Source organism: Pseudomonas sp. A39, from assembly GCF_058145955.1.
Genome location: NZ_JBYVMD010000017.1, coordinates 92,219 through 116,318, shown reverse-complemented (window position 1 = coordinate 116,318; position 24,100 = coordinate 92,219). Strand labels below are relative to the sequence as shown.

Below are 24,100 nucleotides of genomic sequence, written 5' to 3'. Positions count from 1 at the left end.
GGCACCAGCATCAGCAGGTTAATCAAGGCGGTAAAACAACCGACGCTGATCAAAATGCTCTTGTATTCACCCAGCGCCTTGAATAACGGCGCGACGGCATGGGACTTCGCCATGGTTTCTAATCTTCCTTGAAGCAAATTGCGCGCAATAGTTGCCCCGACCCCAAATGACGGAGCGGTCAACTAATAAAATCAAGTGATCGGTTTAAAACGGCAACTAAGGTGTACGTTGCAATACCACTTCAAGGCCGGTGGGCGCGCGTCCTTTATATTCGCCTTCTTTTTGCCGGTTAAGGTGGGTAATGCCACTGCCTTCGGCGTTCATCAGCCAGATGCCGTCCGGCGTTGGTGTCCAGGTCAGGGGCTTGGTGCCCAACCATTGTTCGACACACGCCACGTCGCCGCCCAACGCGTTGGCCTGCTCCAACAGGTCCAGCGCACACACCTGGTCCTGCTGGTGCAACTGCCAATGCCCGGCCAACTGGGCGGTGGTGGGTAATACAAGACTGCTCGCCATTGCGTGGGCTCCTGCCGACACGAACATCACCTGCAATACGCAGGCGATCCTATTGAAAAAACGCTGCATCTTCATGCTCCATCCGTAAAGCGCGGCGCCGAAGCGCCGCGCCCGTGCATCACGCCACGATGTCGCTGACAGCAGCCTGGCCAACGGTGGTGACGAGGAAGTCCGCCACGCCGTGACCGGAGAAGTCCACTGCCAAGGTGCCCAGGTTGGTGCCTGCGGCGTAGGTCAGTACCGCATCGCCGGCATGCCCGGTGAAGGCATTGACGAAGGTCAGGCCTGCACCCTTGGTGATGCCGGACAGGTCGATCTTGTCCGAACCCGAGGTAAAGTCAAAGATCTTGTCAGACGCCCCAGGCTTGGAGTCGGAACTGGCACCGAACACAAAGGTGTCGTTGCCCGCGCCGCCCCACAGCTGGTCCGCACCGCCACCGCCGTAGATGAGGTCGTTGCCGGCGCCACCTTTGATGATGTTGGCCGCGTTGTTCCCGATGATCAGGTCATTGCCCGCACCACCGAAGGCGTTCTCGATGGTCACGCCCTTGGCGATGGACACGTTGCCCACCAGGCCACCAACGTCGGAGAACGAGGCTTCATTGAGGTTGATCTTCTGGTTCTGGGTGAAGCCGGAGAAGTCCAGGGTGTCGTTGCCACCACCGTCCCACACCGAGAATACCAGCTTGTCGGCATTCGACGTGGCGCTGAGGAAATCACGCCCGGTGTTGGAGTTGAAGCCGTAGGTGGTGTCACCGGCGCGGGTGTTGTAGTTGGCGCCGTAGAGCTTCTGGATCGCCGCGATGTCGTCGATCAGCGGGCCGGACGCGTAGGCCTCGACCCCGCCTTTGCTGAAGTTCTGGTTGGTGTTGCTTTCGCTCCAGTAGCTCATGAGGCTGTAGCCGCGCGTGTCCTGTCCATAGGTCGCGTCGTTGTAGGTTGGGTTGCCATTCCCGGCGTTGTAGTCGCCCGGGTGGGCCAGGCCCAAGGTATGACCGATTTCGTGGGTCAGGGTCTGCCGGCCGTAGTTGTTCAGGTCCGGGGTTTTGTTCGGCGTGTAGCTGTTGTTGGTCAGGTACCACGACGTGCCGTCGTAGCCTGCACCGGTGCCGGGCAGGTAGGCGAAGGCCGCCGCGCCGTCCTGGCCGCCGCTGTAGTTGCCGAACGTCATGTGGGCGTCACCGCCACTGGCTTTCTCGGTGAAGGTGATGTTGGCCACGTCCGCCCAGGACTGCATGGCCAGTACGGCCTGTGCTTTCTGCTGTGCGTTGAACTGGCTGAAACCCGAGATGCCATGTTTGTTCATGGTGCTCGAAGAGGCCGAGGTCAGGAACGTGTAGGTCAGGTCGATCTTGCCGTTGCCGTCAAAGTCCCGGTACGCGGCGCCGTCGCGCAGCAGCTGGGTGGCTGCCTGGTCAACGGTGTAGGAGGGTTTGCCATTGATCGTGAGGTTGCCGCCACGGTCATACAGATGGCTGAAGCTATCGATTTGCGAGTAAGCGGTGCTGGCTTGCGCCGCCGACACGATAGCCTTGTCTTTTACTTTTGACATAAACGTACTTCCTTGTTTGCAAGTGCTTCAGTCTTTGATCGATAGGCACCCCGCGGGCGAGATCGTCCTATCACTCGCCTCTTTTGAAGGCGTAAGAAAACTGACACAACTTGAAATCTTTCGTCTACATCTTTTCCAGCATTAGATTCGGGCGCGCAAACAACTTAAGTAATTTGCGCGCCGTGTTTGTTGGGCGGGGTTGACTTTGTCCGACAAAAACAACCTTGGGTTATTTAAATATTAAATAGCGCTAACGCGGCCTAAGTTGTCCGGCGCTGTTAATAATTGGATCCATTATATTGCCAGGGTGTCATTAGCAACATTAAACGGCCATTACTTGTATTAATAACTTCGCGTGCCCCCTATTACCGGGACACCCTCCAGCCTGTTGTGTGTAATACCGACAACAGCGTGTCACCGCTCAGGCCGGGTACCAGCACACCTTGATCGGTGAGCATGTCCTCCCCGGCCAGGATCGCATTGATGATTGCCTCTTCCACAGCCTCGGCCGCGGCGCTGAACAGCGGCGAAATATGGTCGTTGTTGACCATCTGCAACGCGCTGCTGAAAGGCCGGCCCTTACGTCCGTAATCCGCCGGTGGCAAATCCTGGTTGCCGGTGGCAAAGGCCAGGAACAGGTCGCCGCTGGAATCCTCGGTACCGCCGCCGGTACGCGCAATACCGATCGACGCGCGTTGCGCCAGGCGCTGGCATTGGTGCGGCAACAGCGGCGCATCAGTGGCGAGGATCACCACGATCGAGCCCATGCCCGGCGTGCCTTGCTCGGCGAAGGGCGACGGAATGTCCATCAACCGACGCCCCACCGGGTAGCCATCCACCCGCAGTTCCTGGCGCTTGCCATGGTTGGCCTGCACCAGCACGCCGACGGTCCAACCGCCCTGCTCCGCCGACAAGCGCCGCGATGCGGTGCCGATGCCGCCCTTGAACTCATGGCAGATCATGCCGGTGCCGCCCCCGACCGCGCCTTCCTGCACCGGACCGGTGGCGGCGTTGTCCACCGCTTCGCGCACATGCTCGGGCCCCACGTGCTGACCCCAGATATCGTTGAGCAGGCCGTCATAGGTCTCCATCACCACCGGCATGCACCAGTACACCGCCGGGTCCGCCAGGCGCTCGCGCTCCAGGGCGATCAGGCTGTCGCGCACCATGCCGATGCTGTGGGTATTGGTGATGGCCAGCGGCGTGGTCAGCAACCCCGCCTCGCTGACCCATTCAAGGCCGGTGGCATCACCGTTGCCATTGAGCACGTGGTACCCGGCAAAGCACGGTTGCTGGCGTGCCTCCCCTGCACGCGGCTGGATCACGCTGACGCCGGTGCGCACGTGCTTGCCATCGATACGTGTGTTCAGCGTGCTGTGGCCAACCCGCACACCGGGCACATCGGTGATGGCGTTCCATTCTCCAGGCGTGCCCAGCCCTAACGTAACCCCCAATTGACGTGCGCGCATAACCACTCCTTACAATTTCTGGAAGACCGGACTCGACCGGCCACTGATGCAATACAGGATCACCGACAGCGCCAGCAGGCCGATGATGATCATGATGTCCCGCACCGAAGCGGCGGCCACCAGGGTGACCAACAGGTAACCGGCGCCGAGTACCGCGAGCACCGCCGGCAACGGCCACAGCGGCATGTGATAGGGATGCTCGCGATCACGCAGCAATACCCGGCTCATCAAGGCGCTCAACGCCACCATCAGGTACACCAACATGATCAGCAGCACGCTGAACGAGGTCAGGTCGGCCAGGTTGGAGCTGAAACTCAGCAGCGCCGAAGGAATCGCCAGGAACAGCGTAGCCAACCAGGGCGAATCCCAGCGTGGGTGAATGCGTGTGAACAGCGTGTTGATGCTCGGCGTCCACAGCGCATCGCGCCCACTGCTGAACACCACGCGGCCGATCTGGATCACGATCGCCACAATCGCGTTGAACACCGACAGGAAGATTCCGGCGCTGACTAGCCGTGATAAGGTTTCATTGCCATGGCTGCTCAACAGGTAGCCGATGGGGTCCGGGCTGCTGATCATCGCGCTCAGGGACGGTGCGCCGATCAACAGTGCGGTGATTGGCACCAGCTCGATGATCACCACCAACCCCAGTGACCACAGCACCGCCTTGTGCACGCCTTTGCCGCCGCATTTCATGTCTTCGGCCAGCAACACCGCCGGGCCATAGCCGTTATAGGAAAACAGGCCGATACCCACCGCGCCGATCACCAGGGCCCACGGCGCCAGGTGCAGCACGCCGTTTTCGACGATCTGCGGTTGGAACAGCACGCTGGCCGGTTGCACCGGGTTGCCGAAGCCGATCACCACGATCACCAGCAACGCGGCGATTTCCAGCAACAGGCAGGTACCGGTGATCCAGGCATTGAGTTTGATATTGAGGATGCCCAGGGCGTAACTGCACACGACGATCACCAAGGCGACGGTCTGCGAGTCGAACCGGGTGCCTAGGGCGTTATTCAGGTAGGTCGCCGCGCCGGTGGCCAGTACCGGTGGGATAAACAGCAACATCACCAGCACCGTCAGAAACGTCGCATAGCCCGCCATGCCACCGAACACCCGCTTGGCGTACACATACTCACCCCCTGCGCTGTTGTGGGCGCGGCCGAGTTCGGCGTAACAAAAGGCAAACATCAGTGCGAGCAACCCGGCCATCACAAACGCCAGGAACACGCCGCTGCCGGCCTGCTGGATGGCAAAGGGCGCGATCACGAATACGGAACTGGCCGGCGTCACCGCCGACACGGTGATGGCCACTACATCGAAGACACTCAAGGTGGGTTTCAGCACGCTGTTGGGCGTGGGGGAAGTGCTCATATCGTTATCCTCTTTCGTTGTTCTTGGTGTGAGGCAGATACGAAAAGTCTGAGAGTCACGGGATATGTTTCCCGCTCAATGATGGCGAAGATAAACATTGGGCCTATGCCCGCCAATTCCCCTATTGGCGTACTCCCCTTGACGCCACCCGGCAAAAGTCGAACCCTTGCCCGATCTTTTGCTGGCGGGAGCCTGTCACATGAGCCTGTTTCGGGAGGTTGGGATGCATGCCGGCCTGGGCCGCACCGTCGCGCACATCGGCACCGAGCGTTTCTGGAAACAGCTGGTGCTGCTGTTGCACCAGTGCCTGCCTTTCGATAACGCCCTGGCGATCTTCTACCCCTTGGAGGGACCGCCCCAGGCCCTGGAAGAATACGACGCCCAACCCAGCAGCAAACCGGCGTCGATGCTGGTGTACCTCAATGGCTTGTATTTGCTCGACCCGTTTTTCCAGGCGTGTCGCGAGGGTTACGCCAGCGGCGTGTACCGCCTGGAGGAAGTGGCGCCGGATCATTTCCGCCAGAGTGAGTACTTCCTCAATTACTTCCACGACAACGTGCTGGAGGACGAGGTGCAATTGATTCTGCAATTGCCCGGCGCGGGGACGTTGTCGCTGTCATTGGGCAGGCAGCGGCGCTTCAGTGTTGAAGAGACCGGGCTGATGACAACCATGGCCGCCTGGGTATTACCGCTGATGCAACAGCACTGGCAGCAAAGCACCCAGCGAGCACCGGCGATGGACAGCCAGATCAGGGATGCATTGAGCCAGTTCGGCTGTGGCGTGCTCTCGGACCGCGAACTGGAAATCGCCCGCCTGGTGCTGCGCGGGTTCTCGTCCAAGGCCATGGCCGAACGCCTGAATATCTCGCCGGACACCGTGAAAGTGCACCGTAGGCACTTGTACGCGAAGCTGGATATCTCGTCACAGCCGGAGCTGTTTTCGTTGTTTATCCAGTCGTTGGGGCATGATCTGGAGAATCCCTGACCCGTTTGTGGGCCGGTAGGTCGAACGGGCTTGGTGTGGTGAGTAGGCTTGGTGTGGTGAGTGGGTTTGGTGTGGTGATCCGGCTTGGTGTAGTGATCCGGCTTGGTGTAGTGATCCGGCTTGGTGTGGTGAATGGGCTTCGTGTGGTGAGCGGGCTTGCCCCGCGCTGGGCTGCGAAGCAGCCCCAAGGCCAAGCACCGCGGTTTATCTGGATAACCGCGGCGACCTTATTGGGGCCGCTTCGCGCCCCAGCGCGGGGCAAGCCCGCTCACCACAACAAACGGGTTCACCACACCAAGCCGGCTAACCACAACAAGCGGGCTCACCCCAACAGCGGTCCGTTTATATCAGGCCTCAGCGGCCGGTGCGAATGGTGTTCCACACCCGCGTGCGCACGCGGTCGATATTCAGTGGCATGGCTTCCAGTGCGAACAGCTTGCCCATCATCTCGGGGCTTGGGTAGATCTTGGTGTCGGCCTTGATCGCCGGGTCTACCAGGCTGTCGGCGGCCTGGTTGCCGTTGGCGTAGTGCACGTAGTTGGTGATGTCGGCCATCACTTCCGGGCGTAGCAGGTAGTTCATGAACGCATAGCCGGCTTTCTCATTAGGCGCGTCGGCAGGCATGGCCACCATGTCGAACCAGATCGCGGCGCCTTCCTTGGGAATGTTGTAGCCGATGTTCACGCCATTCTTGGCTTCCTTGGCACGGCTTTCAGCCTGCAGGATGTCGCCGGAGAAGCCGACCGCCACGCAGATGTCGCCGTTGGCCAGGTCTGCGGTGTATTTCGAGGAGTGGAAGTACGCCACGTAGGGTCGCACGTTCATCAACAGGTCTTGCGCCTTCTTATAATCCTCAGCCTTTTTGCTGTGGTGCGGCAAACCCAGGTAGTTGAGTGCGGCCGGTAACAGTTCGGGGCCGTTATCCAGAATCGCCACCCCGCACTTCTGCAGCTTGGCCATGTTCTCGGGCTTGAAGATCAAGTCCCAGGAATCGACAGGCGCGTTGTCGCCCAGTACCGCCTTGACCTTGTCGATGTTGTAGCCAATGCCGGTGCTGCCCCACAGGTACGGGAAGCCATGGGCATTGCCAGGATCATTGTTCTCCAGGGCGTTGAGCAGCACCGGGTTGAGGTTCTTCCAGTTGGGTAACTGGCGCTTGTCGAGCTTCTTCAATGCGCCGCCCTGGATCTGCCGGGCCATGAAATGGTTCGACGGGAAGACCACGTCGTAGCCGGATTTACCGGTCATCAACTTGCCATCGAGGGTTTCATTGCTGTCGTACACGTCGTAGGTGAAACCGATGCCGGTTTCTTTCTGGAAGTTCTGGGTGGTGTCCGGTGCAATGTAGTCCGACCAGTTGTAGATTTTCACCGTCTCGGCGGCCTGGCTGACAGAGGCCACCAACATCAAGGGCAACAGGGCAATGGCTTTCATGGTTCGATTTCCTGGCGGTTTTAGGGCTGTTTTTATGGCAGGCGATCAAGGATCAAAGCGTTACAGAATCAATACGTAGGTCTTGCGCACGGTCTCCTGGATGTCCCAGATGCCGGTGCTGTTGGCCGGCAACATCAGTGCATCGCCGGCTTGTATGTGGACAATTTCACCGTTGTCCGGGGTGAAGGTGCAGCGGCCCTGGATAAAGTGGCAAAACTCCTGGGAGTTGATCTGCCGACGCCAGCGCCCTGGGGTGCATTCCCAGATGCCGGTCTCGACGCCGTCGCTGCGCTCGACACTCAGGGTCGAGGCCACGGCGATGGGCTCACCCAGGGGCACCGCGACGGGCGACGAGTCCGGCAGGTGGGCGTTCAGCGTGTCTTTGAATTGAGTGATGCTCATGGGTTTTCCCGTGTGAGTGAAACGTCTTAGTGCATGAAGCCTTCCATGAACCCGGCCACGCCGGTCGCCAGCTTGCGGCGCCAAGGGGCGGTAGTGGGGTCGGCCAACACCTGGTCTTCGTGGACAAAACTGCGAATGATCGCGTTGTAGCCCAGCCAGCGGCAGGGCTCGGGCTCCCAGGGTTTGAGCGCTTCCAGGCCGCGTTCGCGAATCACCCAGGGCTGGTGAACCCGCGGGGTGTCGTGGCCCAGGATCAGGTCGGCCAGGGTGCGGCCGCCCAGGTGGGAGGCGCCGACGCCCTCCCCGCCATACCCCCCGGACAGCGCAATGCCGGTCTTGTGATCGCAAAGCATGTGCGGGCGGAACTGGCGCGACATGCCGAGGTTGCCGCCCCAGGAATGGGTAATCCGCACGTTCTTGAGCTGGGGGAAAAGCTCACCGAACAGGTAGCGACGCAGTTCCACCTCGCTGTCGGTCAAGTCGAAGTTGTGGCGCAGTTTCCCGGCGAACTGGTAGCCGCCGCGCGCACCGAACACCAGGCGGTTGTCCGCCGTGCGCTGGCCGTAGGTGACCTGGCGACTGCTTTCGCCAAAGGCCTGGCCGTGGCTCAGGCCGATCTCATCCCAGGTACTGGCCGGCAAGGGCTCCGTGGCGACGATCAGGCTTTGCACCGGCAGTTGGTAGCGACCCAGCAGTGGCAAGGTGTTGGCGTAGCCCTCCACCGCCGGCACCACCCAGGCGGCCCGGACACTGGCCTTGGCGGTGCGCAGGCTGCCGGACTGCCAGTGGGTGACCGGGCTGTTTTCGTAAAGGGTCACGCCCATGCGCTCAACCACCCGCGCCAGGCCGCGCACCAGCTTGGCCGGGTTGATGGTCGCGACGTGGGGCGCATAAATGCCGCCGTAGGGCTTGGCGATGCGGACCTGTTCGGCCAGTTGCTGCGGGCCGAGCCAGCGGTAGTCGGTTTCGGTCAGGCCCTGAGCGTAGAGTGTGTCCAGATAGCGGCGCAGGCTGCCTTCCTGCTCGGGGTAACGCGCCGCGCAGTATAGGGCGCCGCCCTTGCGGTAATCGCAGTCGATGTCTTCACGCGCCAGCACTTGGGCGACTTCGTCAGGGATGGCGTGCAACAGGTCAAACGAGGCGCGCCGTTGTTCAGGGTTCAAGCCGGCGAGCAAGCGGTCCTCACCCAGCAGGTTGCCCATCAGCCAGCCACCGTTGCGGCCGGAGGCGCCGAAACCGGCAGTCTGCGCTTCGACGATGGCGATTTTCAGCTCAGGGGCCTGGCGTTTCAGGTAGTAAGCGGTCCACAGCCCGGTGTAACCGGCGCCGATAATGGCCACGTCGACGTCCAGGTCATGCTCCAGGGCGGGCCGCGCGTGCAGCGGGTCGTCCAGTTGGTCCATCCATAAACTGATAGTGCGCCATGCCGGCATGCCAGGTTCCCCTACCTCGTTTCGATAGGGGCGATCCTAGAGCGCGGCGTTAAGGACTGTCTTGCGCGCGTGCACGCAGGGAAATTTGTTTGACGTAGGCCTTGGGCGATTGGCCTGTGTGCTGGCGGAAGGCGCTGTAGAACGCCGACAGCGAGTTGAAGCCGGCGGCAAACGCCAGGTCGTCAACCTTGATCGGCGCAGTGGCCCTGTCCAATGCGGCCAGCAAATGCTGGAGCCTCGCCTGGTTCACATAGCGATAGAAGCTTTGTCCCAGCACTTGGTTCAGCAGGTAGGAAATCTGATTGCGGCTGTAGCCACACTCCTTGGCAACCCGCTGCAGATCCAATTCAGGGTCCAGGTAGGGTTGCTTGTGTTCGAAATACTGCTGCAGGTCATTGGCCATATGCCCCAATTGCTGGGGCGACAGGCCCAGGCGGCTGACCGAAGGCCGCGCAGCCTGGGCCGGCTGCTCATGCACCAGGGAGGCGTATTCGTTGACCCGCCAGATCAACCCGTCGCGCACGGTGATGGCCTCGCTGGTACGGAACGACACCAGGCCCTGGCCGCCGCGCAAGGTAATGCGGTACTGGATGAACGCGGTATCGCCGTCGGCGCGGATGCGGTCGGTGTGCTCGATCGCCTCATCGGCCTCGCGGGGCATGCTGGCTTGCAGGTAGTCGCGCAATTCGGCGGAACCGACGACACGGTTCTGGAAAAAGTCGTGGTACTGGATGTCCGGGTGGTAGTAGGACATCACGCCTTCCAAGTCCCGATGGCGCCAACACAGGTGGTGGCGCAGCACCAACTCACGCGTGGCTTGGGATTGCTGGGAGTCATCGTCTGGGGCGATGTGTGGCATGGAAGGCTCGAAGGCGGTTAAACAACCGTGGAGATTGCCGAATTTTGCCGGAGCCTTCAACGGCTTATTGGCCCCTCAAGGATGATGGCCTTTTGCTAAAATGTACGCAGGTCATGACCCACATCAACCCAAGTGGAAACAACCGCTGAACGGGGTCAAAAAATTCACGTTCCGGTCTCGAACGAATGCTATTTTTAAGTTCTTCGATGCCACGACCAGTGAAGGTCATGGCCCCCTGCCGCGAGCTAAAGGAAGCGCTCAATGAACAAGGTGGGCAACATGAACAAAGTGACGTTCCCCAACGCCTGCCAGCTGATGCGCTGGCATTTTCATCCGATGGGTTTTGAAGCCAGCATGGACGCGCCCGGCAGTATGATCGCCCGCCTGTTCGACCGCGCCAGTGGCGAGACACTGATTGCCATCGCGGGCATCCCCTGCGCCACGGTGATGAACGCGGCTGACGTAGAGCGGATTATCGAAGCGGTGGAGGATGAGTTGGAGTCGTTTGTACCGCCGCTGTCATTGCGGGCCTGAATTCAATCGTTCAAACAACACATATCTGCTCTGGGAGGGGGCCAGCCCCCTCCCACCGTTGAATGCCATTCACTCGCTAGCCGCGTTGATCATCAAAGAACGCTTTCCTGCCATCCACCCGCTCCGACGCCTTGGGCACGTTCACCGCCTGGCCTTCGGGCTTCTCCACATACCAATAGCAATGGCTCACCGCGCGGGTAATGCCCACGTAGGCCAGGCGCAGCACTTCGTCTTTTTGCGCCGTGTCATACGGCTCGCTGTCGCCGTCCTTGCCCAGGCCAGCCATGCGGTACACCTGGTTCTTGTAGGGCGAGCTGGTCACGTGCTGGCAATCCCCAAGCAAAAACACCGCGTCAGCCTGCAGGCCCTTGGCACTGTGATAGGTCAGTTGCTTGAGCCTGCGCGCCGGTGGCGGCAAGCTAGAATCCAGATTAACAACAGACTGAATATGCTCTTGAATCAGTAGCTTATCGCTGCTTTTTCGATAAAGCATTAATACCGATTCGCCGCGCTGGTAATGCTCCGCCAACTGCCGTCCCAATGCCGCATCGTCCCGCTCCAGTACCTTGACCGGCACCAGTGCCTTGGGCGCCCCGCTGGCCTTGGCCTTCTTGCCAGGAATAGCCGGTGCGGCCCGCACGATATGCTCGGCGGCATCGATGATGTGCTGATGGCTGCGGTAGTTCTCACCCAGCATCACGCGGGTGGTGGCGGGTGACGGAAATTCCTGATTGAACGCCATGAAGTATTTGGGCGAACTCCCGCGCCAACCGTAGATCGACTGCCAGTCATCCCCCACGCACAGCAGCGACGACCGCTGGGCGCCGCGACCGACGTGCATGGCCGGGCCACGGCTGCGGATCTCACGCAGGCTGGCGCGTAGCCATGAGACGATCTGCGGCGAAACGTCCTGGAATTCATCGATCATCAGGTGCGACAGCGGCCGCAACAGTGGATCGCTGAGCAGCTTGAGATTTTCCGGGGTATTTTCGCCGAACAGTGAAAACATGCGGTTATACGTCATGATCGGCGGCGATTGGTCCAGCAGGTGATCTTCCAAGGCTTTCCAGAAGATGCTCAGGGCTTCGAAGAAATAGCGGTCCGGGTCATCCTTGGCGAAGCTCATCTGCCCAACTGCCGTGGGCACATCCAGCCCCAGGTTCTCGATAAACCCGGCCGCCGTCACAAAACTGTCCAGCAACGGCGCCGAGGCCAACTCGCCTTTGACCTTGTAATCAAAGCCTGGCCCGGCAGTGGCATCCCCAGCCAGGCTGCTCAAAAGCCGCTTCGAAGATTCGTAACTATCAAGCCATATCAATGGCTTACGACAGAAAGCTTGAAACAATGTGCGCTTAACCGCCCATTCTGCCCGTACAGACAGTTTTGAGTTGGGCCGGTTGATCTGGGCGTTTTCCCGTGAATCGAAGCCCAGCACGACCCAGGCGTCCAGTTCGGGAATATAGCCATGGCAGTGAAACTGCGCGCCATTGATCTCCAGGGTCCGGCGGTTGGGCTCAATGCCCTTGATCGGCCAGGCGCCCGCACGAAACCACAAGTCTTCGATCACATCGCAGAGCTCTTCGTCGCGCTTGGCCGCCAGCTCGGTCACCGCCACCCGTTTTTGCACATCGGGGTGATCGCGCTCCAGCTCCTTGAGCTGCAGGCCATGGCGCGCCAGCGGCGCAATCAGTTCACGAAAGCGCGTGTGCTGCCCGTGCAGCCGGTGATAGCAGGCATTCATTTGTTGGCGCTGGGCTTTGTTGATGCGCAGGTCGAACGGGTTGCTGTCAGCGTCTTCAAAACCGGTGTTCAGGTTCTCGAACGCTTGCAGACGCTCAAAGCCCGGCAGGCTACGCACCATGGGCAGGATGCGCGAGTGAAAGGTACGCACCACGCCCTGCGCTTCTTTCATATCAATGGGTTGGCCCCACACACTGAAAATCTGCATGAGCTTGCTGATGAAGTCTTTGCGTGACTCACGGGTAAAGGTCACCACCGTCATCGAGCTCAGCTCAAAGCCCAGGTAATGGGTCAGCAGCAAAATACGCAGCACCAACGACGTTGATTTACCCGCACCGGCTCCGGCAATCACGGATGTAGAGGGCGTATCGCTGAAAATCATCTTCCATTGCGCCGTGCTCGGCTGGGCGTGGGCCGGTAGCAATCGCGCGACGTCAGCCTTGATGCGCTTTTTCAGCTCGGCGGTGAGGGGCAGGCGCCAATCATCGAACAGGCTGTCATCCACCCCCGGCGCACGGTGCTCCTCCGGGCGGAAGTCACGGATCAGCAGAACCTGCCGGCCCTCCTCGAGGCCGTCGGCCTTACCTTCGCGATAGCCGTACTCTACGCCCGCCTCGTGCCCGCTGCGAAAACCGTCAGCCTGCCCGTGCAACCAGGAAAACCGGTGCTGGGCGCGCAAACGGGTCAGGCCATGGCCGAACAGGCGCGCGGCTAGGCGTTTGAACAGAGGCATCTCGGCCAGGGGGCGCAGTTCGGGAGGAAGATCAGGCTTTTGTTGCGACACACGGACTCCTGCGATGAGTTGGGTTTTTGCAAGTGCGCCATGGTCGCCGGAATCGACGCTCAGTTCCAGCCAATTGCTTTGCTGTCATGCAGTTAGGCGATGAACTGAAAGTCAAAACGCCATCAACCAATCTAATCCACTGATAGGAATTAGGCATTTTTTACGCTTTTTATCGATCATGACCTGCCGGATCATAGGCGCCATCAACAGGAGACGATCATGCTTGAACTTCGACCTTTCACATCCTTGGGCGGCGCCCATCATGGCTGGCTTGACGCCCATCACCATTTCTCATTCGCCGAATACCACGACCCCAAGCGCATGCACTGGGGCAACCTGCGGGTCTGGAACGACGACATCATCGCCCCCGGCACCGGTTTCCCGCAGCACGCTCACCGCGATATGGAGATCATCACCTACGTACGTGAAGGTGCTATCAGCCACGCCGACAACCTCGGCAATAAAGGCCGCACCGAGGCCGGTGATGTGCAGGTGATGAGCGCAGGCACGGGGATCGCCCACAGCGAGTACAACCTGGAAGCGGCCCCGACCAAGATCTTCCAGATCTGGATCATTCCAAACGAAGCCGGGCTCCCGCCCGCCTGGGGCGCCAAGCCGTTTCCGAAAGGCGATCGCGAAGGTTTTGTGACCCTGGCCAGCGGCAAGGCCGGTGACAGCGAGAGCTTGCGCATTCGTGCGGATGCACGCTTGGTGGCAGCGAACCTGAAAGCGGGGGAAAGTGCCGAATACCGGCTGGACAGCGGGCGCCGTGCGTACCTGGTGCCGGCGACCGGTGTGATTGAAGTCAATGGCTTGCGTGCACAAGCTCGAGACGGTGTTGCGGTGGAGGATGAGCAGGTGTTGCGGGTGACGGCGATTGAAGACAGCGAGATTGTCCTAGTCGACTTGGCCTGACCTTGTAGGGGCCGGCTTTTGTGGCGAGGGAGCTTGCTCCCGCTGGGGTGCGAAGCGCCCCCAAAAGCCGACTCCAGTTGCGCTGTCGAGCGGGAGCAAGCTCCCTCGCCACAAAAAACCGCCCCCCGCCATTGTATACAGCGGGTTTCAGTTAGCGCTGATAGCGCCGTCTACCAGCACCTGCGCCTCTTCCACCAACTGCTTGAGGTGATCTTCGCCAATGAAGCTCTCGGCGTAGATCTTGTAGATATCCTCGGTCCCCGACGGCCGTGCGGCAAACCAGCCGTTTTCGGTCATCACCTTCAACCCGCCGATTGCCTGGTTGTTGCCCGGCGCGTGGCTGAGTATCTGCTGGATGCTTTCCCCGGCCAACTGGGTGGAGGTCACTTGGTCCGGTGACAGCTTGCCCAGCAAAGCTTTCTGCGCCGGGGTGGCCTTGGCATCGACACGGATCGCGAACGGTTCGCCCAGGGCATCGGTCAGGCCACGGTAGATCTGGCTGGGGTCCTGGCCTTTGCGCGAGGTCATTTCCGCGGCCAGCAGCGCCGGGATCAGGCCGTCCTTGTCAGTGCTCCAGACCGTGCCGTCCTTGCGCAGGAACGACGCGCCGGCGCTTTCTTCGCCGCCAAAGCCCAGCGAACCTTCAAACAGGCCATCGGCAAACCACTTGAAGCCGACCGGCACTTCGTACAGGCGACGGCCAATACGCGCTGCCACCCGATCGATCAGGCCGCTGCTGACCACGGTCTTGCCCACGGCTGCGTCAGCGCGCCAGTCAGGACGGTTCTGGAACAGGTAGTCGATGGACACGGCCAGGTAGTTGTTCGGTGCCAACAGGCCGCCGGACGGGGTAACGATGCCGTGACGATCGTGGTCCGGGTCGCAGGCGAATGCCACGTCGAAACGTTCCTTGAGGCCGATCAGACCTTGCATGGCGTAGCTGGAAGACGGGTCCATGCGGATCTGGCCGTCCCAGTCGACGCTCATGAAGCGGAACGTGGCGTCGACTTCGGTGTTCACGACCTCCAGGTTCAGGCGGTAGTGCTCGGCAATCGCCGACCAGTAGCGCACCCCTGCTCCGCCCAGCGGATCCACGCCCAGGCGCAGGTCTGCGCTGCGGATGGCGTCCATGTCGATCACATTGACCAAGTCAGCCACGTAGCTGTTGAGGTAGTCATGGCGATGGGTGGTGTCGGCCTTGAGTGCCTGGGCGTGGGTCATGCGTTTGACCCCGGCCAGTTTGTTGGCCAGCAGTTCATTGGCCTTGGCTTCGATCCACTTAGTGACATGGGTGTCGGCCGGGCCGCCATTGGGCGGGTTGTACTTGTAGCCGCCACTCTGCGGCGGGTTGTGCGACGGCGTGATGACGATGCCGTCGGCCAGGCCGCTGGTGCGGCCACGGTTGTAACAGATGATGGCGTGGGAAATCGCCGGGGTCGGTGTGTACTCATCGCCCTCCGCCAGCATCACGTGCACGCCATTGGCGGCCAACACTTCCAGGGAGCTGGCGCCGGCAGGTGTCGACAGTGCGTGGGTGTCCAGGCCAACAAACAGCGGGCCGTTGATGCCCTGGGCTTCGCGATACAGGCAGATGGCTTGGCTGATAGCCAGCACGTGCCACTCGTTGAAGCTCAGCTCGAACGAGCTGCCACGGTGGCCGGACGTACCGAACGCCACGCGCTGGGTGGAGATTGCTGCATCAGGCTGGCCGGTGTAGTAGGCCGTAACCAGTCGCGGGATATCCACCAGCAACTGGGCTGGCGCCGGTTTGCCCGCAAAAGGACTGATTGTCATGCATAAACCTCGGAAAGAAGGATTCGGAAAAAAATGGCAGTTTACTGAGAGTTGGACTGCTGCGCGACGGTATCGATCCTATAGCAGGCAGAGAAACTTCGCACAATCATCCAATCTGGGCCTGACGCAGTGCCTCACTGATGGCGGTCAGAGCGATATCCAAGTTGGGTTGCCCATGAAAGGTGTTGCTCAAGCGCAAATTCTGCTGGTGCAGGCCGCTGACGCTGAACAGCTCGCCGGGGGCAATCACCACCTGCTGGGCGAGCAATTGCTGGAACACATGGCGCATGTCTACCGTCCGTGTGGAAGCCAACCAGAACACCGCCCCGGCGGCCGGCACGCGGTACGCCACTTGATCCCCCAGGTGCCGGTCGAGGCGCTGGCTCATTTCCTCCGCCTGCTCGCGTAATTGCAAGCGCAGTTCGCGCAGGTGCTGGTCGACTCGTCCGCTTTGATAAAGTCGCGCTATCGCGCGCTGGCGGATCGACGATAAGCGAAAGGAACGCAACAGGAACTGGCGCTGCAGTTCGCTGCTCATGCGCCGGGACAGCAGGTAGCCATAGGGGGCTTCCGAGCCGAGTATTTTCTCGAAAGAGGAAAACACCACCAGTCGCTCAGGGTTCACCAGCTCGCGTAACGCCGCCTGCGGCTCCTTGAAACCCAGCTCGCCAAAGGTATCGTTTTCCAGTAGCCAGCAACCGTACTGATCGAGCAGTTGCGCGACGGCCACGCGGTCGCGGTCAGAGAGGGCGACCCCAGAGGGCAGGCTGACCACGGACGATAGCAATACCAGATGCACCGACTCATCGCACAGCAGTTGCTCAAGGGTCGCCAGATCCAGGCACCCTTCCGGCGTCCAGGGCAATTCGATAATGCGCACCCCGGCATCCTGGAGCAGGCGCAGGATCAGCCAGTCGCAGGGGGATTCCACAATCACCGCAGTCCCCCTCAGGCCCAGTACGTCGATAAGGATGTCCAGGACACCGCGCAGATCGGCCCCCAGGTAGACGTCATCGGCATGCCAGCAGCGCGTGGGTGACGAGGTGTAGCGTGCCGCCAGTGCCGCACGCAGCTCCCATACGCCACACGGCTGGGACCAGGGTTGCGCCTGGGCCGGGTAGTGGCGCACCAACTCCCGCTCCAGGCGCAACAGGGTTCCATCCAAAGAGGCCAGCAGCGCGGGCTCATCCCCGCTGAGCACCGCCATGCCCGGCCGCCGCGCCGCGGCATAGAGCCGGTCAAGCAGATCGCCGCCGGCCCACGTCAGCGAGTTTGCCGAGAGAGGCCAGGCGTAGTAACCCGACTTGGCTACCGAATACACCCTGCCCTCCTTCTCAAGCAATGCGTACGCGTACTGGATCGTCGAGATCGATACGTTCAGGCGCCCGGCCAATTGCCGCAGGGATGGCAGTTTTACCCGAGTATCGGTGCTGACTTCGTTGATCAAGGTGATCAGGTAGCGGTAAACCGCCTGATACGCGAAATCCGCCTGCCGTTCGCCGTGCAGTGTCATCGCCCGGACAATTGACAGGCCTGCGCGCTGTCGCCGGACAGAGCGCCAGCATCGTGCAGTTTGCCACTCGCGGTAACCGATGGACGCTTGCGGTAAAGCTGCTGCAGCAATGGCATTGGTAAGCCGCTGGTGTCGGTGACCCACTGTTGCAGCATATCGGCGGATGGCTTGCCCTGCAGGACCTTGTGCAGTTCAGGCAGGGCCACCAGCATGCCCGGATGGCATTGGCGCAAGTAGCCTTCCAGCCGCTCTCCATGATGAATAAACGGCGAGAACAGCAGGCAAATCAATTGAGTTTCGTCCAGGCCAAAGAACTGCTGGGCGTACGTGCTCGCTAGGGTGCGCCCTTCACGGCTGCCCGCTTCGATGAGCAACGTTTCGGGCACGTGCATGCGGCGCAGGTAGTGGGTCGCCTGCTGGATAAAGCCCTGAACGCCGGCCTCATAATCCAGGTCTCGCAGGGATTGGGCCTGCAACCCACGCAAATGGGCCATCAACAGGGGGTTGGAATAGTTCGGATGGCTGAAATGAAACCCCAGCGGATCAGGGGTAAAGGCCATGAACTCGGAGAGCATGGACGAGGATGAGAGGTCTGCGTCGCTGAGCAAATCCGCAATGCCAATATAGGCCAAGTGACGGTGACCGGACTTGCTGGGGTTGTCACTTGCCGCATAGTGCTCGCCATACACATCGCGGTAGTAACCGACGCTCAACTCGTCCATGCGTGCAAACAAACCTGTGAGCGACGATGGCCAGGTCTCCGGCATGGCGACACCCGCGCCGGCTGCCATGCCCTTGAGCCAGGCAAGATACTGACCTTGCTTGCGCGGCGAGTCACCGCTGACCACCGCGTGCACGCCGCCGCTCCACGTGGTGACGCGCTGGTAGAAATCCCCCAGGGCAAGGTAAGTATCACTGCACAGGGTCGTGCGACAGTCACCTGAGCTCATGTGGCCGACCATCAGCCTATTGCGTTGGCTGGTTTCGCGCCCAACCGTAGACGCGGGTCGCAGAGGGTTGAAGGGCAATACCTCCTGGTTTTCCACCATGAGTAGCTCAACCCTTGGATCATCGTGGAGAAACAGGCGGCCATATCCCTGATTGAGGCCGTTGAGCGTCCCCTCGGTCATGCCTGCGTGTCGCAATGTTGCAACGCGCAACTGAAAGGTCCGGGGTGCTCGGCCAGCAATGGTCAACTGTGCAGCACGTAACAGCGCCAACGTATAGCTGCTGACGGCGCCGCCACCATGGGCAATCAACACCTTGTAGTCCCCCACTTGCTCCATGCCTCCCGCTGCCACAACGATACGTTGGACCAACAACTGGAGTGCCGTTCGTTCTACGCGAGCGAAGTGCCCGATCAAACGCTGCAGCACTTGTTGGTAAACATAATTCATGGCCTGCTCGTGAATAGTGCTCATTGCTGACTACCTGAGTTGAAATATTGGTTTCAAGCAACCGCTGAGCGTGTTTGCTCGACCTATTGCGTGTGTAAGAAATTTGCGCACAACCTTGTACGCCGATGACTAGACACTAGCACTGCGCAACAAAGCGACACAGGTATCCTCGGGCAGCACCCAAGGCCTGCAAGCGCGTAAGCCACCGGATTTACTGGGGTCAAATGGATTCGCTTGCACTCCTAGGAGCTTTCCGACAAGCGCTTACACACCGTTAACCAATTATTAAAAGAAACGTCCGACCTGTAACTCAACCAACTTTCCCACTTATTGGATTGATACTTTTCAGGCGCCCACCTGTTTCCTTGTGGCCGCGCGCCTGACGCGCAATTAGTTACAGGTACTCGCGACAGTAGTGTCAAATAATCAATCATTGCTCAGTCCTTGAGATGAAAGTGAAGGCGCAATTATCAGTGTTGGAATAATGATTAATAGATACAGAAGTTGGGCGAAAAGCAGTGCAGATGAATAACGGGCCACACATTAACTACGCGCACACGAAGACGCCGCGCTGGAATTCAGGGCGGCGTCAGCTAAAAAGTCACGATTCAGGGGTTAGCGTGCCGGGCAGGCACCTGATGGGCTATGCAGGTTCAGCCCTGCCAAATGGCGCATTTGCCCCATGTGCCAGGGGCAAGCAGTGTTTGTTAGAGAACATTCCTACGCACTAAACAGCTTCGACCTGCAACGCGACACGTTCGCGGCACGGGCATTCATCCATGTACCGGTGCGCTTCGACGAACTGATTGAAAGGAAACACCGTGGTTTTCAGTGGCACCAGCACGCGGTCGGCGGTCAGTTGATTGATATCCCGCAGGGCTCGCTGCAAGGCCACCTGGTCCTGGATAATGCCCAGTTCAGGTTTGCCGGTGAAGTTACCGATGCAGTGCACAAAGAACTGAATGTTCTTCTGGAACGCCGCACACGCCGGGAACGGTGTCTGGTTACCGCCCTGCAGGCCATAAAGTACCAGGCTGCCACGGGGTGCCAATACGTCGCCGAGCAACGACATTTGCGGGCCGCCCAAACCATCGAACACCACGTCTACGCCGCGGTTATCGGTGAACTTGTTGATTTGCATCAGCAGGTCCTGCTCTTCGGTAACAATGACCTTTTCGGCACCGAGGGACAGCAGGTACTCACGCTCCGCGCTGTCCTTGGTGGCGGCAATTACCCGTACCCCCAAGGCTTTACCCAGTTGCACAAAGGACGGGCCGGCGCAGTGGCTGGCGTCAGTTACCAGCGCAAATTGCCCCGGTTTGACGCGTGCCAGATCCACATAGGCAAAGTAGGCGATCAACAGCGGCGTGTAATGCACGCTGGCTTCGATAGGGCTCAGGACATCCGGATAACGGGTCAGGGCCGAACGGGGCAGGACGATTTGTTCGCCATACACCGGATAATCATTAGGGCTCTCGGCCGGAAAACTGGCCACCTTATCGCCCACCGCCAAGTCATCCACGCCATCGCCTAAGGCGACCACAACCCCGGCCATCTCATGGCCAAGGCCGGACGGCAAGCGTGCATGGGAAGACGCCAGGTTCTGGCGCCACAGAATGTCATACCAGCTGATGCCAATCGCTTCGACACGCACCTGCACTTCGCCCGGTGCGGGCTGCGCGGCTGCATGCTCTTCGCATTTGAGCACCTCGGCCGGACCAAACTTGTGAAAACGGATCGTGCGGGACATCGCAAACCTCGTCAAAGTAACCTCTAATGCCATGAACTCTATCTGGGCTTTCCGGGTAAGACCACCGGTCGCCATTAATAGTCGACATGCTTGTCATTGATTCCGCAACTGAGGAATAGACCTCAGCTCTTGTAAGAAAACTCAATTTTCTTGTGCAGAGTAACAGCCTTTGCCCGTAAGATTCATGCCGGTCATTCTTCCTATACGGCCGCTCTCGTCAAGTTTGCTGACTCTTCCAGGACACAAGATGAACCGTAACGACCTGCGTCGTGTCGACCTTAACCTCTTGATCGTATTCGAAACCTTGATGCACGAGCGCAGTGTGACCCGTGCTGCCGAGAAGTTGTTCCTCGGCCAGCCGGCGATCAGCGCGGCCTTGTCACGCCTGCGCGGGCTGTTTGATGACCCCCTGTTCGTGCGCACGGGGCGCAGCATGGAGCCTTCAGCCCGAGCGGTAGAAATCTTCGCCCTGCTCTCCCCGGCCCTGGACTCAATTTCCACCGCCGTGAGTCGCGCCGCCGAATTCGACCCCGCCACCAGCACCGCGGTATTCCGCATCGGCCTGTCTGACGACGTCGAATTCGCCCTGCTGCCGCAACTGCTCAAGCGCCTGCGCGCCGAGGCACCCGGCATCGTGTTGGTGGTACGCCGCGTGAACTACATCCTGATGCCCGGCCTGCTGGCCTCCGGCGAAATCTCCATCGGCGTCAGCTACACCGCCGACCTGCCGGCCAACGCCAAACGCAAAGTCCTGCGTCGCAGCCTGCCGAAACTGCTGCGCGCCGACAGCGTGCCGGGCCCTCTGAGCCTGGACGACTTCTGCGCTCGCCCTCACGCGCTCGTGTCCTTTGCCGGCGACCTGAGCGGCTTCATTGATGAGGAGCTGGAAAAACTCGACCGTAAACGCCATGTGGTCTTGGCCGTGCCACAGTTCAACGGCCTCGGCACGTTGCTGGCGGGCACGGACATCCTGGCGACAGTGCCGGACTACGCGGCCGAAGCATTGACCTCGGCGGGCGGGTTGCGGGCGGAAGATCCGCCGTTACCGGTACGCAGCTTTGAGCTGCACATGGCGTGGCGTGGTTCGCAGGATAATGATCCGGGAGAGCGGTGGTTGCGGTCGCGGATTCAGATGTTTTTTGGCTTGCCTGAGAGCTTATAATCCGAACGTCGAGAACATAAATATTATGTACTTAAATCAGTCGCTCTCGACACCCACATTCACTTCCAGGCTCAAGTGTTGATGTGCTTTACCGAGCAGAGACGCTGCCCAACGGAGAGGCGGATATGGCGATCATGCGAATGAGACAAGCGCTGGGGCTCGAATCGTAGATTCCGATCTGCTTTCACGAGTCGCCTACCGCTGCGGCTCGTGAAGTTCTCGCCATGCCTGCCACCTCAAACCAGTAACCAACTATGCACTTAGGCCGTGTCGATATCTTCTGGTGGCAGATCGCTCCGAAATGGCTACTCCTGCATCATCCACTCCCGAGGCATGTTGCCCTGCTGCCGTCCATTCATGGAACATCAATCATCTAGGCTAGTGGGCAGCGAGATCATCCGGAAGTCATTAGGCGCGAGCGTAACCTTGTAGACCGGGATACCGATTTCGCTGCTGATGGTCAAGATCTCAAGCGCATGTGCATCCGAGATTTTAGCCCCAAGATGGACAGCCTTGTTCACCCGGCAAGGCTGCTCGCCTGGAAATTGGCGATCTGTTGCCACATCGCGATGGGGTTGGAATACATCGGGAAATGCCCGCAATAAGGAATGGGGGCCAGCCGGACACCTTCGGCCTGGATATGCGGCAGATAGGACAGTGACGCGTTCTGCTCGCCGTACATGAACATTCGTGGGCATTTCAAGCCGAGGAATTTGCTCATCAGATCGGCATTATCGGAAAGATCTACCATCGACTGGAATATCCCCCGCACCGCACCGGCACGCACCTTGTGCCGCAAGCTCGCGGAATAGAGTGCACTGGCATAGGCAGGGGCGTGTCGGGCACGTTCGATGAAGGCGGCGAAAAACACCTCGGGATCGTTGCTCGGATAGTCGATGATCTGCCGGCTGAGAAAGCAGTCTTCCGGGGCGATATTCCCCTCGATATCGACGAAGCTGAGCACCCGGTCCGGGAACTGATGCGCCAGCATCAATGCGGTCAGACCGCCCATGGAATGGCCGACCAGATGGAAGCGTTCGATGCCGAAATGTGCCAGCACCTGCAGCGCTGTCTGCAGCAGAAAGGGAATGGAAATCCTGGAAAGATCATCGCACTGGCTTTCACCACAACCCGGTGCGTCGTAAGCCACGAAAGGGTGACCGGCAAACGCGGGCTGCTGCACGATGTCGGCATAGTCCTCCTTGGTCGAACCAAAACCATGCAGGAACACGATCGGCGCAAGGACGCCGTCGCGATGGATGGCGGCCACGTTCAGTTGGACACCCTCCACCGTCAGAGGGAGTTGCACATGAGTGAACGTTTCTGGAGAAGACACGTTGTTGACTCCTTGAACGAAAAGGTAGCGCCGAACCTGGGTTGCCGGCAGCCAGGCTCGCAATTTCAAGGGAATCGAGCCTTCTGTAAATTCCTAATACGGGAAGGCTTTCATACGCCAAACCTATCATTCTTGTTCACGCACAGGACCTTGGTCGACTCACGCCCGGGACTGGAGCCGGGTGACCAACTCCTCCACCAGCGTGTTGGGCCGATCTGCATTCCAGGCCACCGCTGTGGTCACGACATTGAGCTTCTGGATCAGTGCTCGAAATACCACATTGTCCGGCGCCAGTTTTTTCAGCGACGCTGGTACCAGTGCGATACCCTGGCCGCAGCTGACAAAGGCAATTTGTGAGGCGACCGAGCGCACTTCATGCAGCACGCGCGGGGAAAAACCGCTGGCGCGGCAAGTCGCGATCAGATTGTCGAAGTAGACCGGACTAACCTTTCGGGAAAACATCACCAAGGGTTCAGTGGCCAGGCTGGACAGGCTGATTCGCGTGCGCGCAGCCAAGGGGTGATCGCTGGGCAGGGCCACAACCAGGCGGTCCTGAGTCAGCGGCAGTGATTTGATCGAGGCCCCCAGATCACCGTCCAGCCGGGCGAAAGCCAGGTCGATATCCCCGGCTTCCAGCGCCGGCACCGCTTCGACGCTGTCGATTTCCCGTACAGACACGGTGAGGTGCGGGTAATCGCTCTTCAGTTGCTCGATCAAACCCGGCAAGACATCAAACATGGCCGTAGAAATCGCGCCGATGGTCAACATCCCCGACTGCCCCGCCACCGCCTCCTCCACGGCGAGCTCCAGCCGTTCCAATTGGTCGGCGAACTTGCGCACGGCCGGCAGAATCGCCGCTCCTACCGGGGTCAGCTTCGCACCGCGCCGCGAGCGATCAAACAGCTTGACCTTGAGCGCCTGCTCCAACACTTGGATCTGCTCGCTCAGCGGTGGCTGGGACATGCCCAAACGCTTGGCCGCACGGCCGAAGTTCTGTTCTTCGGCCACCGCCAGGAACAACCAGAGATGACGAATCAGTCGAAAATTGATCATGATTAATCCATAGGTTTAACGTATCTAACGCATCTGTGATTAGTAATATACCTATCAAATTGTCTCACTGACACTGGGCGCCTCCGTCACCACTGGGG

The 24,100-nt window shown here is 60.0% G+C and carries 19 protein-coding genes; 4 read left to right on the top strand and 15 right to left on the bottom strand.

Translation table 11 applies throughout. The annotated features are described in order from the left end of the window. Positions 1-216: 216 nt before the first annotated feature. The 4 genes from AC3ZU9_RS15490 to AC3ZU9_RS15475 form a co-directional block, all read right to left on the bottom strand. Positions 217-585: an AprI/Inh family metalloprotease inhibitor gene (locus tag AC3ZU9_RS15490; RefSeq protein ID WP_490090957.1), complete on the bottom strand. Its 369-nt coding sequence runs from the start codon at positions 583-585 to the stop codon at positions 217-219. A 49-nt stretch (positions 586-634) separates the two neighbouring features. Next, a complete protein-coding gene (locus AC3ZU9_RS15485) occupies positions 635-2,068 on the bottom strand; it encodes a serralysin family metalloprotease (protein WP_231807639.1) in 1,434 nt (477 codons plus the stop codon). Positions 2,069-2,433: 365 nt separating this feature from the next. Then, positions 2,434-3,537, bottom strand: a complete 1,104-nt coding sequence (locus AC3ZU9_RS15480; protein WP_012724322.1) for a DmpA family aminopeptidase — start codon at positions 3,535-3,537, stop codon at positions 2,434-2,436. Positions 3,538-3,546: 9 nt separating this feature from the next. Further along, entirely contained in the window at positions 3,547-4,911 is a 1,365-nt protein-coding gene (locus AC3ZU9_RS15475) for an APC family permease (protein WP_102061477.1), read from the bottom strand. A gap of 199 nt (positions 4,912-5,110) precedes the next feature. Between AC3ZU9_RS15475 and AC3ZU9_RS15470 the strand changes: the two genes are divergently transcribed. After that, complete coding sequence (locus AC3ZU9_RS15470) at positions 5,111-5,896, top strand: helix-turn-helix transcriptional regulator (RefSeq protein ID WP_012724324.1); 786 nt, start codon at positions 5,111-5,113, stop codon at positions 5,894-5,896. Positions 5,897-6,250: 354 nt separating this feature from the next. Here AC3ZU9_RS15470 and AC3ZU9_RS15465 read toward each other — a convergent pair whose 3' ends face one another. The 4 genes from AC3ZU9_RS15465 to AC3ZU9_RS15450 are packed head-to-tail and all read right to left on the bottom strand — an operon-like array spanning position 6,251 to position 10,024. After that, positions 6,251-7,330: a polyamine ABC transporter substrate-binding protein gene (locus AC3ZU9_RS15465; protein ID WP_102061475.1), complete on the bottom strand. Its 1,080-nt coding sequence runs from the start codon at positions 7,328-7,330 to the stop codon at positions 6,251-6,253. 60 nt (positions 7,331-7,390) lie between these two features. After that, the gene (locus tag AC3ZU9_RS15460) at positions 7,391-7,732 is read right to left on the bottom strand and encodes a cupin domain-containing protein (RefSeq protein ID WP_046036307.1); all 342 of its coding nucleotides are present in this window, start codon (positions 7,730-7,732) and stop codon (positions 7,391-7,393) included. A gap of 26 nt (positions 7,733-7,758) precedes the next feature. Further along, positions 7,759-9,165: an NAD(P)/FAD-dependent oxidoreductase gene (locus AC3ZU9_RS15455; RefSeq protein ID WP_490090956.1), complete on the bottom strand. Its 1,407-nt coding sequence runs from the start codon at positions 9,163-9,165 to the stop codon at positions 7,759-7,761. A 49-nt stretch (positions 9,166-9,214) separates the two neighbouring features. Continuing rightward, complete coding sequence (locus tag AC3ZU9_RS15450; protein WP_093544398.1) at positions 9,215-10,024, bottom strand: helix-turn-helix transcriptional regulator; 810 nt, start codon at positions 10,022-10,024, stop codon at positions 9,215-9,217. A 261-nt stretch (positions 10,025-10,285) separates the two neighbouring features. Here AC3ZU9_RS15450 and AC3ZU9_RS15445 point away from each other — a divergent pair, with 261 nt between their 5' ends. Further along, a complete protein-coding gene (locus tag AC3ZU9_RS15445; RefSeq protein WP_003217129.1) occupies positions 10,286-10,558 on the top strand; it encodes a DUF1652 domain-containing protein in 273 nt (90 codons plus the stop codon). A 76-nt stretch (positions 10,559-10,634) separates the two neighbouring features. Here the strand turns inward: AC3ZU9_RS15445 and AC3ZU9_RS15440 are convergent, their stop codons facing one another. Further along, positions 10,635-13,082: a UvrD-helicase domain-containing protein gene (locus AC3ZU9_RS15440; RefSeq protein ID WP_490090955.1), complete on the bottom strand. Its 2,448-nt coding sequence runs from the start codon at positions 13,080-13,082 to the stop codon at positions 10,635-10,637. 219 nt (positions 13,083-13,301) lie between these two features. Between AC3ZU9_RS15440 and AC3ZU9_RS15435 the strand changes: the two genes are divergently transcribed. Further along, positions 13,302-13,997: a pirin family protein gene (locus AC3ZU9_RS15435; protein ID WP_046036303.1), complete on the top strand. Its 696-nt coding sequence runs from the start codon at positions 13,302-13,304 to the stop codon at positions 13,995-13,997. 147 nt (positions 13,998-14,144) lie between these two features. Here AC3ZU9_RS15435 and pgm read toward each other — a convergent pair whose 3' ends face one another. The 4 genes from pgm to AC3ZU9_RS15415 form a co-directional block, all read right to left on the bottom strand. Continuing rightward, the gene (pgm, locus tag AC3ZU9_RS15430) at positions 14,145-15,791 is read right to left on the bottom strand and encodes a phosphoglucomutase (alpha-D-glucose-1,6-bisphosphate-dependent) (RefSeq protein WP_490090954.1); all 1,647 of its coding nucleotides are present in this window, start codon (positions 15,789-15,791) and stop codon (positions 14,145-14,147) included. A gap of 106 nt (positions 15,792-15,897) precedes the next feature. Beyond that, on the bottom strand, positions 15,898-17,304 hold the full coding sequence (locus AC3ZU9_RS15425) for an aminotransferase-like domain-containing protein (RefSeq protein ID WP_490090953.1): 1,407 nt from the start codon (positions 17,302-17,304) through the stop codon (positions 15,898-15,900). Continuing rightward, positions 17,301-18,725, bottom strand: coding sequence for a hypothetical protein (locus tag AC3ZU9_RS15420; RefSeq protein WP_012724333.1), 1,425 nt, complete (start codon positions 18,723-18,725; stop codon positions 17,301-17,303). Before AC3ZU9_RS15420 ends, AC3ZU9_RS15425 begins: the two co-directional genes overlap by 4 nt. A gap of 703 nt (positions 18,726-19,428) precedes the next feature. After that, positions 19,429-20,451: a zinc-dependent alcohol dehydrogenase family protein gene (locus tag AC3ZU9_RS15415; protein ID WP_012724334.1), complete on the bottom strand. Its 1,023-nt coding sequence runs from the start codon at positions 20,449-20,451 to the stop codon at positions 19,429-19,431. Between the two features lie 247 nt (positions 20,452-20,698). Between AC3ZU9_RS15415 and AC3ZU9_RS15410 the strand changes: the two genes are divergently transcribed. Continuing rightward, positions 20,699-21,613: a LysR family transcriptional regulator gene (locus AC3ZU9_RS15410; protein ID WP_046036300.1), complete on the top strand. Its 915-nt coding sequence runs from the start codon at positions 20,699-20,701 to the stop codon at positions 21,611-21,613. Positions 21,614-22,130: 517 nt separating this feature from the next. Here the strand turns inward: AC3ZU9_RS15410 and AC3ZU9_RS15405 are convergent. Both AC3ZU9_RS15405 and AC3ZU9_RS15400 read right to left on the bottom strand, forming a co-directional pair. Beyond that, positions 22,131-22,949 (bottom strand): alpha/beta fold hydrolase, encoded by an 819-nt coding sequence (locus tag AC3ZU9_RS15405; protein ID WP_490090952.1) that lies wholly within the window; start codon positions 22,947-22,949, stop codon positions 22,131-22,133. A 159-nt stretch (positions 22,950-23,108) separates the two neighbouring features. Beyond that, positions 23,109-24,002 carry a LysR family transcriptional regulator gene (locus AC3ZU9_RS15400; protein ID WP_490090951.1) on the bottom strand — a complete coding sequence of 298 codons (894 nt, stop codon included), beginning with the start codon at positions 24,000-24,002 and terminating at the stop codon, positions 23,109-23,111. Positions 24,003-24,100 lie beyond the last annotated feature (98 nt).